The sequence below is a fragment of the Pseudomonas sp. LAP_36 genome, assembly GCF_019456785.1.
In the GTDB taxonomy this organism is placed as follows: domain Bacteria; phylum Pseudomonadota; class Gammaproteobacteria; order Pseudomonadales; family Pseudomonadaceae; genus Aquipseudomonas; species Aquipseudomonas tritici.
In genome coordinates this window covers 80,745-93,041 of record NZ_JAHZMS010000013.1, presented here as the reverse complement: position 1 = coordinate 93,041, position 12,297 = coordinate 80,745, and the positions used below count along the sequence as shown (strand labels likewise).

Below are 12,297 nucleotides of genomic sequence, written 5' to 3'. Positions count from 1 at the left end.
TCCGTTTCGACTGCGCCGGAAGTGGGGCGAATTATAGACTTCCAGAATCTGCCGTCAACCCTTAATTTTGTTTTTCTATCAAAGTGGCTGAAAACCTCAAAACTCGCACTCTGTAAGTTGCCTACTAGGATAATTGAGCAATATATTGCTCAACCCCCGACAGTTAAGCATCATAGCGCCGACGCTTCTCTTAATATGACCTCGGACGTACACCCAATGAATACCTCCCCCCGCAGCCTGGGCTCGACATTGTTCCCTGTCGGCCTGTTGCTGATCGCCATGGCTTCCATCCAATCCGGCGCCTCGCTGGCCAAGAGCATGTTCCCTCTCGTCGGCGCACAAGGCACTACGACCCTGCGTCTGATTTTCGCCAGTGTGATCATGCTGCTTCTATTGCGTCCTTGGCGCGCCAAACTGACAGCCAAGTCCCTGCGCACGGTGATCGTCTATGGAATGGCACTCGGCGGCATGAACTTCCTCTTCTATATGTCCTTGCGCAGCGTGCCCCTGGGTATTGCCGTTGCCCTGGAATTCACCGGGCCGCTTGCCGTGGCGATCTACGCCTCGCGTCGAGCGGTAGACTTTCTGTGGATAGCCCTCGCGATCACCGGCCTGCTCCTGTTAATCCCAATGGGTGAGGCCAGCAGCGGCATCGACTTGGTAGGCGCAGGCTACGCCCTGGGCGCTGGGGTCTGCTGGGCGCTCTACATTCTGTATGGCCAGAAAGCCGGCAATGACAACGGCGTACAAACCGCCGCCCTCGGCGTGATGATTGCCGCATTGTTTGTCGCGCCGATCGGCATCGTCCATGCAGGCAGCGCGTTACTGACTCCCGCGCTGATCCCGGTCGCCATCGGTGTCGCTATCCTGTCCACCGCCCTGCCCTACACCTTGGAAATGGTCGCACTGACGCGCCTCCCCGCCCGCACCTTCGGCACCCTCATGAGCATCGAACCGGCGTTTGGCGCGCTCTCTGGCCTGTTCTTCCTGCACGAGCACCTGTCCTTGGCGCAGTGGCTGGCAATTACTTGCATCATTCTGGCCTCCGTAGGTGCCACGGTAACGATGCGCAGCGAGTCAAAGCCGTTGGTTCCAGCGGATTGAAATCTGTTTGAATGTAGCTCTGGCATTTGGCGCGCATTTAGGCCATGTTTAAGCCGTAAACGAATGTCTTTCATGGAGAATTTCGACAAGGACAGCGCGAACGCGACACCCGAGAGCGAGTAGAGCAAGCTTCACTCTTTGCGAGGCGGCTATTAAGGATAGGAATGAAGCGAATTTTGATACTGTTAATGGTCATGGCCATTGCTGGCTGCGCCGCGACCACCAAGACAGAAGTAAAACGTGGCAAAAAAGGGCTGCATATCAACTGTTCCGGCCTGTCTTCTTCCTGGGACCAGTGCTACACCAGTGCTACCAACGCCTGCGGCGCCAAGGGCTACCGGGTAATCGCAAAGTCCGGTGACAATTCCGAGGAGCCAGGGGACTACCCCTTCGGCCTCAACCCTGCCGGCTACACCAGCCGCAGCATGATCGTCATCTGTAAGTAATCGCTTGAGCAGTCACCTCCTGGCTGCTCACATCTAGTTTCCGACACAAACCCGGCCCTTTGCACATCTGCGACTAGACTCCTGCTCGACATTCGAGCCAAGGGAGTTCCCATGACGCACAATAAGAAAATCGTCTTGGTAGTAGGCGCCGGTGATGCAACCGGCGGCGCCATTGCCAAACGCTTCGCCCGCGAAGGCTACGTCGCCTGCGTGACCCGCCGCAGCGCCGACAAACTACAGCCGTTAGTTGACAGCATCCAATTGACGGGCGGCGAAGCCCATGGCTTTGCCTGCGATGCGCGCAAAGAAGAAGACGTCATCGCGCTGATCGAACACATCGAAACCGAAGTGGGCCCTATAGAGGCCTTCGTGTTCAACATCGGCGCCAACGTGCCCTGCAGCATCCTGGAAGAAACCGCGCGCAAGTATTTCAAAATCTGGGAGATGGCTTGCTTCTCCGGTTTCCTGAATGCCCGCGAAGTGGCCAAGCGCATGGTCACACGCAATCGAGGCACCATTCTGTTCACGGGTGCCACCGCGGGACTGCGCGGTGCGGCGGGTTTTGCCGCATTCGCCGGCGCCAAGCACGGCATCCGGGCGCTGGCGCAGAGCATGGCGCGGGAATTGGGGCCCAGGAACATCCACGTTGCTCATATCGTGGTCGATGGCGCCATCGACACCGACTTCATTCGCGACAATTTCCCGCAGAAGTACGCGCTCAAGGACCAGGACGGCATCCTCAACCCCGAGCATATCGCAGAGAACTATTGGTACCTGCACAGCCAGCCACGTGACGCCTGGACATTTGAACTGGACCTGCGCCCCTGGAATGAACCCTGGTAAGCATGCCCCATAACAATAAGCAGCGAGCATCGACCATGAGTAAAACCCTGGAATTCTTCTTTGATCTCGGTAGCCCTGCCACCTACCTGGCCTACACCCAGCTACCGGCGTTGTGCGCGGCAACCGGCACGCAGTTGGTTTATCAGCCCATGCTCCTGGGCGGTGTTTTCAAGGCTACCGGCAACGCCTCTCCAATCACCGTTCCCGCAAAAGGTCGCTATATGTTTGATGACCTGGCGCGCTATGCACGTCGCTACAACGTACCGCTCAAGTTCAACCCGCACTTCCCCATCAACACGCTGATGTTGATGCGTGCAGTCACCGGCATCCAATTGCACCAACCTGAACGATTCGACGACTTTGTGGATTGCCTGTTCCGTGCCCTGTGGGTAGAGGGCCGTCACCTGGGAGACCCCGAGGTCGTGGCTGCCGTGCTTGCCGAGCACGGTTTCGATCCAGAAAAGGTCCTGGCCCTTGCCAATGACGACGCTGTAAAGGCGGCCCTCAAGGACAACACCGAACAGGCCGTTAAGCGCGGCGTGTTCGGTGCACCCAGCATGTTTGTAGGCAGCCAGCTGTTCTTCGGTCAGGACCGTTTGGAGTTTGTGCGCGAAGCCCTGAGTTAGCTGTCGGCACTATAGCCGGCGCCCTGATCAAGGCGCCGGAACGGCAAGCGATCAGATAGCCGCCGTACGCACCCGCAGCCATTCAAGCGCCGCGCCACTGAGCAATGGGCTTAGGCGCTCACGCACTTCGGCGTGGTAAGCATTGAACCACTCTCGCTCGTCCGCCGTCAGCAGCGACGGTTCCAGACAGCGCGTGTCGATCGGGCACAAGGTCAGGGTTTCAAACTTGAGGAATTCACCGAACTCGGTCTTGCCCGCTTCGCGGTTCAACACTAGGTTCTCGATACGCACGCCCCAACGTCCCGGACGGTAAGTGCCCGGCTCAATGGAGGTGATCATCCCCGGCTGCATCGCCGTTTGCGGGGCAGTGGCAGCCTGGTAGGCAATCACTTGCGGACCTTCATGCACGTTGAGGAAATAGCCTACACCGTGCCCGGTACCGTGGCCGTAGTCCACGCCTTCGGCCCAGATCGGCGCGCGGGCAATCGCGTCCAGCAGCGGTGACAAGATGCCTTTTGGGAAATGCGCACGGGACAACGCAATCACACCTTTGAGCACACGGGTGCAGTCACGTTTCTGCTCTTCGCTCGGCGTACCGATAGGCACCATCCGGGTGATATCCGTGGTGCCACCCAGGTACTGGCCACCCGAATCAATCAGCAACAAGCCATCGCCTTCGATCAGCGCGTGCTCCTCTTCAGTGGCGTGGTAATGCGGCATCGCACCGTTGGCATTGTACGCGGCAATGGTGTTGAAACTCAGCGACACATAACCCGGGCGACGGGTGCGCGCAGCGGTCAGGTGTTCGTCGATGGTCAGTTCGGTAATGCGCTCACGACCCAGCGCACTGTCCAGCCAGGCGAAAAACTCGCACAAGGCCGCGCCGTCCTGCTCCATGGCTTGGCGGATGTGCTCCGCGTCGGCCAGGCTCTTGCGGGATTTGGCCAATGTGGTGGGGTTGAGTCCTTCGACCAGCTTGACACCGGCATCAAGGTTTTCCAGCAAGCCGGCGGTGACGCGCGCTGGGTCGACCTGCAAACTGGCGCCCGCCGGCACCGCGCGCAACGCCTCTGCCACTTCGCTGTAATCGCGCAGTGTCACGCCATCCAGCTCCAGCACTGCCCGCAACTCGGCATCGACTTTGCTCAATGCCACAAACAGCGTGGCCTGCTGTTGATTGATCAACGCAAAGGACACAAACACCGGATTGAACGAAACATCACCGCCGCGCAAATTGAACAGCCAAGCAATGTCATCCAGGGTGGCGATGAAGTGCCAGTCGGCGCCCTTCTCTTTTAAGCTGGCGCGCAGTGCCGCGAGTTTTTCACCACGGCTGACGGTGGCTTGCGGTGGCAGGTGTTGATAGATCGGTTGGTCCGGCAACGCCGGGCGGTCTTTCCAGACCTCACTCAGCAGGTCGATATCAGTACGCAGCTGTGCACCGCGCTCCGCCAATTTTCCGCCCAGGGTACGCGCCGAGGCCACAGCCATCACCGCACCATCCACCGCCACCACACCACCTTCCGGCGTTTGCTCGGCCAACCACTCCAGCGGGCCAGGTTGGCCCGGTTGCAGCTTCACCAATTCGATGCCGCTGCCCTTGAGTTCCTTGGTGGCCTGCTCCCAGTAACGGCTGTCGGCCCACACACCGGCGAAATCCGCGGTGACAATCAGCGTTCCCACCGAGCCATGAAACCCCGACAACCATTGCCGCCCCTGCCAGTAACCCGGCAGGTACTCGGACAAGTGTGGGTCGGCCGACGGCACCAGCAAGGCATGAATGCCCTCGCGGCTCATCAGTTCACGGGTATGCGCCAGGCGCTGGGTAACCGTTCCATGGGTCAAAGGCTGCGTACTCATTGTGTCTCCTGCTAACCACGAATAATTATTATGTGTTGCGATAGATGAATCAGACCGCCCAGAACGCCGGCGCACTGGCCAGGGAAGCCTTGATCAATTGCACCGCCTGGTCGATATCCTGCTCGGTGGTAAACCGGCCCAGGCTCAAGCGAATGGTACGGCCAGCACTGCGAGCATCATGGCCCAGCGCCAGCAACACATGGGACGGTGCATTGCTCGCCGAATTGCAGGCCGAGGTCGCGGAAAACGCGATCCCCGCACTCAGCGCAGCGGAGTTGAATTCGCCTTCACTGAACGTGAGGCTCAGGGTGTGGGGAATACGTTGTGTAGCGCTACCATTCAGGCGCACGCCCGCCACCGATGCCAACTGATCCAGCAGGCGCTGGCGCAAGGCGACGATCACTGCTTTTTCCTCAGCAAAAGACGCCGCCGCCAGGGCGAACGCAGTGCCCATGCCGGCGATCTGGTGGGTTGCCAGGGTGCCGGAGCGCAGGCCGCCTTCGTGCCCACCGCCGTGAATCTGCGCCAAGACTTTCTGCTGCGCCCGCGGCCCAACATATAAAGCGCCGATACCTTTGGGGCCATACAGCTTGTGGGCGGAAAACGACATCAGGTCCACCGGCCACTGCGCAAGGTCGATCGCCACCTTACCCGCGCCTTGCGCCGCATCCACATGCAACAGCGCGCCATGCTCACGCACGCGAGCGCCGATGGCCGGGATATCGTTGAGGGTGCCCAGTTCGTTATTCACCAGCATCAGCGACACGAGGAAGGTGTCTTCGCGCAACGCTTCGCTGACCGCGTCGACACTGATCAACCCATCCGCGTCCGGCACCAGATAGGTCACCGCCACGCCGGCTTCCTGCAGCTGCCGTGCGGTATCCAGCGTAGCCTTGTGTTCGATCTGGCTGGTGATGATATGCCCACCCGCCACACCCCGCGCCTGGGCCACGCCCTTGATCGCCAGGTTGTTGGACTCAGTGGCGCCAGAGGTCCAGACGATTTGCTCGGGATTAGCACCGACCAGTTCGGCCACTTGGCGACGCGCCTGCTCAACCGTTTGCCGGGCCGCTTGGCCGAACGCATGGGAACTGGACGCAGGGTTACCGAAGTTGGCATTGAAGCCCAGGCACTCGACCATCACCTGGATAACCCGCTCATCTACCGGGGTAGTGGCGGCGTAGTCGAAATACAACGGACGTTTATTCATGACGTTAAAAACTCGCAGAGCAGGTTCCCGAGAGCAGCGTCTCAGGGGCACCGACCGGAACAGAGGTCGTCAGGTTTAACCGATCGGATGCCATTAAAGAAGGACCACTTTATGAAAATGTGCGTAGGAACGCTCCTGAAATTCAGCTTAACAGGCTGAAGTCGCGCCATGGCAAACAAAAAGCCCGAGGTTCCTTAAAGGAAGCCTCGGGCTTTTTGCCGCTGAGCGCAGGCTCAACTGGGACGACCATGCAGGGTCACGCTGCGTTCGGCGTTCATTTCACCCTGGCGATCAAAACCGAAAGGTTTCTGTGGTTGGCCGGTCAGTGCCGCGCGCTGTTGTTGATACTCATCAAACGACAACCCACGACGGCTTAACGCTTCCAGGGACAACTGTCTGGTTTCTTCCGCGGTGTAAGGGCGCAATTCAGGCGAAGGATGGGTCGCACATCCGGCAAGGACAGAGCTGACAATCAATAAGGAAACAGCGAAGAATCGGTTCATGGCGGTAGCCCTGCAGAAGAGGTTTCGAGTCAATGAACACAGGCTACTCCCGCCCTCGCACGGTGAAAAATCACCTCCCGTGATAGTTGCTATCAACCGCCAAGGCACCTCCGATAGCGGCGCCTTCATATTTCTTTATGATCTATAAATATGGAAATACGTTCATTTACGGAATAAAACTAACCCTCTATAAATGTCGCTACGCCCCAACGGCACTGTTGCCCACGCAACTGTTGCCCTGGCAACAGCCGTTCAACAAATCACCAGTCAGACAACAGCAGCATTTTTCAGCAGTGAGCTACAACCCCCGCCAATCAAGGCCTGCCCCCGTTGGTACAGCTCTTGCTCAACCGGTTGCACTTAACCTGCGGCAAACCACTGTTGAAAAAGGAACTGTTCATGACCCGTCCCCTGAATGTCGTTGCCCTCTCCGGCGGAACCTGGCGCCCGTCTCGCACCCTCGTACTGACCCAAGCCATACTGGCTGAACTGGCCACCTTGCTGCCGATCCAGACCACCCTGATCGAACTGGGTGATATTGCGCGGCCATTGGGCGGTGCGCTGTCGCGTGATGAACTGCCGGCTGAGGTCGAATCCCAATTGCTCACCATCGAACAAGCCGACCTGTTGATTGTCGCCGCGCCGGTCTATCGCGGTTCGTACCCAGGCTTGCTCAAGCACCTGTTTGATCTGGTCGGCCTTAACGCATTGATCGACACACCCGTATTGCTGGCTGCCACGGGCGGTAGCGAACGCCATGCGCTGGTACTCGATCACCAACTGCGCCCGCTGTTCAGCTTCTTCCAGGCACTGACCCTGCCGATTGGCGTGTACGCCACCGAAGCCGACTTCACAGACTATCAAATCACCAGTGAATTATTAAAAGCCCGTATTCAACTGGCGGCAGAACGCGCTGCGCCTTTGTTCGCTGCGCATTCCTCCTCTCTGCTGAAAATCGCTTAAGGATTTGTCATGGATGTTTTCTGGTTCCTGCCCACCCACGGCGACGGTCATTACCTGGGCACTACCCAAGGTGCGCGGCCCGTCACCCTCAATTACCTGAAACAAGTCGCCCAGGCGGCTGACAGCCTCGGCTACCACGGCGTGCTGATTCCTACCGGACGCTCGTGCGAAGACTCCTGGGTCATCGCCTCGGCGCTGGTGCCGCTGACCGAACGCCTGCGCTACCTGGTGGCGATTCGTCCGGGGATTATCTCGCCGACCGTTTCGGCGCGCATGGCGGCGACCCTTGATCGTCTGTCCAACGGCCGCTTGCTGATCAACGTGGTGACCGGCGGCGACCCTGACGAAAACCGTGGCGACGGCAGCTTCCTCGATCACAGCGAACGTTACGAAGTCTCCGACGAATTCCTACAGATCTGGCGCCGCGTATTGCAGGGCGAGTCGGTAGATTTTGAAGGCAAACACCTGCGGGTCCAGAACGCCAAAGCGCTTTACCCTCCCGTGCAGAAGCCTTATCCGCCGCTGTATTTCGGTGGTTCTTCCGACGCCGCCCACGATCTCGCCGCCGAGCAGGTCGATGTGTACCTGACTTGGGGCGAACCGCCTGCCGCCGTCGCCGAAAAACTCGCGGATGTGCGTGAACGTGCCGCGCGCCACGGGCGCGCTGTGAAGTTCGGCATACGCCTGCATGTGATCGTGCGCGAGACCGAAGAGGACGCCTGGAAAGCCGCCGACAAGTTGATCGAGCACATCAGCGACGAAACCATCGCCACCGCGCAAAAGTCCTTCGCACGCTTTGACTCCGAGGGCCAGCGCCGCATGGCCGCCCTGCACGACGGGCGCCGCGACAATCTGGAAATCGCCCCCAACCTGTGGGCAGGCGTCGGCCTGGTGCGCGGCGGTGCCGGTACCGCGCTGGTCGGCAACCCGCAACAAGTGGCCGAGCGCATCAAGGAATACGCGGATTTGGGCATCGAGAGCTTCATATTCTCCGGCTACCCGCATCTGGAAGAAGCCTATCGCTTTGCTGAACGGGTGTTTCCATTGCTGCCGGAACCCTATGCCAGCCTGGCCGGACGTGGCATCACCAACCTCACTGGCCCGTTCGGCGAAATGATTGCCAACGATGTATTGCCAACGACTAACAAGACCTGAGGACGTTTACATCTGCTGAAGGTAGAGCCTGGTTTTCTGTGGGAGCCGGGCTTGCCCGCGATACAGGCGACGCGATCTGCCAGTAGGACCGCAGTGATGCAATCGCAGGCAAGCCAGCTCCCACATTTGACGTTCATCACCCATCAGATAGCGCTTGGCCTTTGACCTAATTGAGGAACACCGCGTGACAGCCAAACCCCACAGCGTCCTGCCCTCACCGCTGCAGACCGCCAAACTGCTGGCCGCCGAGTTCGCTCTCACCGCCGTCGAACGTGACGAGCGTGCTGGCACACCCAAGGCCGAACGCGACGCCTTGCGCCAGAGCGGCCTGCTGGCCCTGAGCATTCCCACCCAATACGGCGGCCTCGGCGCACGCTGGAGCGACACCCTTGGAATCGTCCGCGAGTTCGCCAAGGTCGACAGCTCCATCGCCCATGTCTTTGGCTTTCACCACCTGATGCTCGCCACGGTGCGGCTGTTTTCGCGCCCGGAGCAATGGCAACCCTGGTTCGAACAGACCGCACGCAAAAACTGGTTCTGGGGCAACGCCCTCAACCCGCTGGACACGCGCACGGTGGTCAAGGACTTTGGCGGCTGGCGCGAGTTCTCCGGCAAAAAGAGCTTCTGCTCCGGCGCCAGCGACTCGGAAATGCTGATTGCCTCAGCGGTGGATGAGACCGCCGGCGGCACGCTGTTGATCGCTGCCATTCCCAGTGGTCGCAGCGGCATCACGTTGCACAACGACTGGAACAATATCGGCCAGCGCCAGACCGACAGCGGCAGCGCCAGCTTCGAACGGGTGCGCGTCGAGGAATCGGAACTGCTGCTCGATCCCGGCCCATTGAGTACGCCCTTCGCCTGCCTGCGCCCGTTGATCGCCCAACTGACGTTCACGCACATGTTTCTCGGCATTGCCGAGGGCGCCTTTGAAGAGGCGCGCAACTACACGCTTACCGAAACCCGTTCGTGGCATAAATCCAGCGCCGAAGATGTTCGCCAAGACCCTTACGTGCTGCATCACTACGGCGAGTTCTGGGTGGCGCTGGAAGGCGTGCGTCTTCTAGTCGAACGCGCCGCCGACTTGCTCGATCGAGCCTGGGCCAAGGGGCCGAACCTCAGCGAACACGAGCGCGGCCAATTGGCGATTGCCATCGCCACCGCCAAAGTGGCCGCGACCCGCCAAGGCCTGGAGCTATGCAGCCGCCTGTTCGAAGTCACCGGCGCGCGCTCCACCCATGCTTCGCTGCGCCTGGACCGTCACTGGCGCAACTTGCGCACGCAGACCCTGCACGACCCGGTGGACTACAAGCTCCATGAACTGGGGGATTGGGCGTTGAACCAATCCCTGCCAATTCCGACGTTCTATTCCTAAGAGAGGTGCCCATGCAGCTTTTGACCTTACCGCCCTCGCCCGCCCTTGCGACGTCGATCCGCGCCACGGCACAGGTCTTCGAAGACCCGAAATCCCAGGCGCTGCTCGACCATATCCAGCAAGTGGCGCCCAGCGAAGCCAGCGTGCTGATCATCGGCGAGACCGGCACCGGTAAAGAGCTGGTGGCGCGCCATATCCATAACCTCAGTGCGCGGCGTAACCGGCCGTTCGTGGCGGTGAACTGCGGGGCGTTCTCCGAATCTTTGGTGGAAGCCGAACTGTTCGGCCATGAAAAAGGCGCCTTTACCGGCGCCCTCAGTGCCAAGGCCGGCTGGTTTGAAGAGGCCGACGGCGGCACCTTGTTCCTCGATGAGATCGGCGATTTGCCGATGGCGATCCAGGTCAAGCTGCTGCGCGTCCTACAAGAGCGCGAGGTGGTTCGCCTGGGTTCGCGCAAGAGCATTCCGATTGATGTGCGGGTGCTTGCCGCGACCAACGTGCAACTGGAAAAAGCCATCAACGCCGGGCATTTCCGCGAAGACCTCTACTACCGTCTCGATGTGGTCAGCCTGGAACTCAGCCCGCTGCGCGACCGCCCTGGCGATATCCTGCCGCTGACCCGGCACTTCATCGAAGCCTACAGCCAACGCCTTGGCTATGGCCCGATCACCATCAGCCGCGAAGCCGAGCACAAACTCAAAAGCTACAGCTGGCCGGGCAATATCCGCGAGCTGGAAAACGTGATTCACCACACCCTGTTGATCTGCCGCAACGGCCTGATTGAACGCGACGATTTGCGCCTGTCGAACATGCGCATCGAGCGCCAGGACGACAGCCAACACGGCACCGACAACAGCGCCGAAGCGTTGCTGGCGCGCGCCTTCCAGAAACTGTTCGAGGAACAGGCCGGGGCCCTGCATGAAAAGGTTGAAGACGCCCTGCTCCGCGCCGCTTACCGCTTCAGCCATTACAACCAGGTGCACACCGCCAATCTGTTGGGCCTGAGCCGCAACGTCACGCGCACCCGCTTGATCAAGATCGGCGAGCTGGCGGTCAACAAGCGCCGCCCTGGCGAGAACGTGCAGGGCGAGCGCATGCTGCACTTATCCATTTAGGCGGCAGTGCAACGCGTTGTCATGGCTGCGCTCAATACTGCGCAGCACCTGGAACGAACCAAAGGTCACGGCGGTCGCCTGGTGGGCGCGAATCAGCGTCCAGAAATCTTCCTCACCGTGCTCAAAGCACTTAAAGGCCGCCTCGCCGTCTTCGCGCGTGCGCCATTGCAGGTAATTCAACACCCGCCGCCCGTCATCGCTGACCTGCACACTTGCGTTGATAAAACCGCCATGGCCCTGCGCCAGACGCTCACTCTGGGTGCTCAAGGCCGCCACCAGGGCGAGTTGTTGCTGGGGCTCGATCTGAAACTCGATCACCTGAGTGAAACTGCGATTCTTCTCTGTTACCTGCATGAACACTCCCCTTCCTCTGTAGGCAGAATCTTGTGATTCGATGCCACGCAGGGTAAAACCTCTAGTTAAGTCAAGGTCAAGCGCTGTTTGGGGGTTTTTGCATGATTACAAAAGAACTCACTGTCGGCCAATTGGCAGCACGCAGCGGTGTGGCCGTCACGGCCCTGCACTTCTACGAGGCCAAGGGGCTGATCAAGAGCAATCGCAACGCGGGCAACCAACGCCGTTATCCACGGGATGTATTACGCCGCGTGGTGGTGATCAAGATCGCCCAGCGTCTGGGGATTCCGCTGGCAACCATTGGTGACGCGTTGCAAACGTTGCCGGATGGACGCACGCCCAACGCTCAGGATTGGGAGCGGTTGTCGGCGCTGTGGCGGGAGGACCTGGACGAGCGCATCAATAAGCTGATGCTGCTGCGGGACAAGCTCAGTGGTTGTATTGGCTGTGGGTGCCTGTCGATGGAAGCGTGTCCGTTGCGTAATCAGGATGATCAGTTGGGTGAGCGTGGGCCTGGAGCTCAATTACTTGAGCCAACACCCGAAACCTGACCTGCCCCCCCAATCACTGTGGGTGCAGGTGTTCGAACGCGCTGAATGTGAACCTGAAACATTTTCTTTCATATCTGGGTTAGGGATTTCTCATTCTCATCCGTCTTAACTTAGATACAGCCTGTCGCGTCAGCAAAAGCTACGACTGGCCTTTTCTGGGCCTTCACTGCCCCCCTCCGATCAAGACCCTCATTC

General features: G+C 59.7%; 13 protein-coding genes. 9 read left to right on the top strand and 4 right to left on the bottom strand.

Going from position 1 to position 12,297, the window contains the following annotated elements; all coding sequences use genetic code 11:
• Nucleotides 1-216: 216 nt before the first annotated feature.
• From rhtA to JBO08_RS26770, 4 genes are all read left to right on the top strand, one after another.
• On the top strand, nt 217-1,104 hold the full coding sequence (gene rhtA / locus JBO08_RS26785; RefSeq protein ID WP_065872593.1) for a threonine/homoserine exporter RhtA: 888 nt from the start codon (nt 217-219) through the stop codon (nt 1,102-1,104).
• A 164-nt stretch (nt 1,105-1,268) separates the two neighbouring features.
• Nucleotides 1,269-1,550 (top strand): hypothetical protein, encoded by a 282-nt coding sequence (locus tag JBO08_RS26780; protein ID WP_049709138.1) that lies wholly within the window; start codon nt 1,269-1,271, stop codon nt 1,548-1,550.
• A 111-nt stretch (nt 1,551-1,661) separates the two neighbouring features.
• Nucleotides 1,662-2,393 (top strand): SDR family oxidoreductase, encoded by a 732-nt coding sequence (locus JBO08_RS26775; RefSeq protein WP_065872594.1) that lies wholly within the window; start codon nt 1,662-1,664, stop codon nt 2,391-2,393.
• 35 nt (nt 2,394-2,428) lie between these two features.
• Nucleotides 2,429-3,019 carry a 2-hydroxychromene-2-carboxylate isomerase gene (locus JBO08_RS26770; RefSeq protein WP_065891421.1) on the top strand — a complete coding sequence of 197 codons (591 nt, stop codon included), beginning with the start codon at nt 2,429-2,431 and terminating at the stop codon, nt 3,017-3,019.
• Nucleotides 3,020-3,070: 51 nt separating this feature from the next.
• Here the strand turns inward: JBO08_RS26770 and JBO08_RS26765 are convergent, their stop codons facing one another.
• The 3 genes from JBO08_RS26765 to JBO08_RS26755 all read right to left on the bottom strand — a co-directional run bounded on the left by JBO08_RS26765 (nt 3,071) and on the right by JBO08_RS26755 (nt 6,592).
• Complete coding sequence (locus JBO08_RS26765) at nt 3,071-4,879, bottom strand: aminopeptidase P family protein (protein WP_220075220.1); 1,809 nt, start codon at nt 4,877-4,879, stop codon at nt 3,071-3,073.
• Nucleotides 4,880-4,928: 49 nt separating this feature from the next.
• Nucleotides 4,929-6,089 carry a cysteine desulfurase family protein gene (locus JBO08_RS26760; RefSeq protein ID WP_065872596.1) on the bottom strand — a complete coding sequence of 387 codons (1,161 nt, stop codon included), beginning with the start codon at nt 6,087-6,089 and terminating at the stop codon, nt 4,929-4,931.
• Nucleotides 6,090-6,322: 233 nt separating this feature from the next.
• A complete protein-coding gene (locus JBO08_RS26755) occupies nt 6,323-6,592 on the bottom strand; it encodes a hypothetical protein (RefSeq protein ID WP_065872597.1) in 270 nt (89 codons plus the stop codon).
• 399 nt (nt 6,593-6,991) lie between these two features.
• Between JBO08_RS26755 and msuE the strand changes: the two genes are divergently transcribed.
• The 4 genes from msuE (at nt 6,992) to JBO08_RS26735 (ending at nt 11,197) form a co-directional block, all read left to right on the top strand.
• A complete protein-coding gene (gene msuE, locus JBO08_RS26750) occupies nt 6,992-7,555 on the top strand; it encodes an FMN reductase (RefSeq protein WP_220075221.1) in 564 nt (187 codons plus the stop codon).
• Nucleotides 7,556-7,564: 9 nt separating this feature from the next.
• Nucleotides 7,565-8,710 carry an FMNH2-dependent alkanesulfonate monooxygenase gene (ssuD, locus tag JBO08_RS26745; RefSeq protein WP_220075222.1) on the top strand — a complete coding sequence of 382 codons (1,146 nt, stop codon included), beginning with the start codon at nt 7,565-7,567 and terminating at the stop codon, nt 8,708-8,710.
• Nucleotides 8,711-8,894: 184 nt separating this feature from the next.
• Nucleotides 8,895-10,082: an acyl-CoA dehydrogenase family protein gene (locus tag JBO08_RS26740; protein WP_065872599.1), complete on the top strand. Its 1,188-nt coding sequence runs from the start codon at nt 8,895-8,897 to the stop codon at nt 10,080-10,082.
• Nucleotides 10,083-10,093: 11 nt separating this feature from the next.
• A complete protein-coding gene (locus tag JBO08_RS26735; RefSeq protein WP_049709147.1) occupies nt 10,094-11,197 on the top strand; it encodes a sigma-54-dependent Fis family transcriptional regulator in 1,104 nt (367 codons plus the stop codon).
• On the opposite strand, the gene JBO08_RS26730 is transcribed toward JBO08_RS26735, so the two are convergent.
• The gene (locus JBO08_RS26730; protein WP_065872600.1) at nt 11,186-11,551 is read right to left on the bottom strand and encodes an antibiotic biosynthesis monooxygenase; all 366 of its coding nucleotides are present in this window, start codon (nt 11,549-11,551) and stop codon (nt 11,186-11,188) included. The two genes, JBO08_RS26735 and JBO08_RS26730, sit on opposite strands and share 12 nt — an antisense overlap.
• Before the next feature lie 101 nt (nt 11,552-11,652).
• Here JBO08_RS26730 and soxR point away from each other — a divergent pair, with 101 nt between their 5' ends.
• Nucleotides 11,653-12,102, top strand: a complete 450-nt coding sequence (gene soxR / locus JBO08_RS26725) for a redox-sensitive transcriptional activator SoxR (RefSeq protein WP_065882524.1) — start codon at nt 11,653-11,655, stop codon at nt 12,100-12,102.
• Nucleotides 12,103-12,297: the final 195 nt, after the last annotated feature.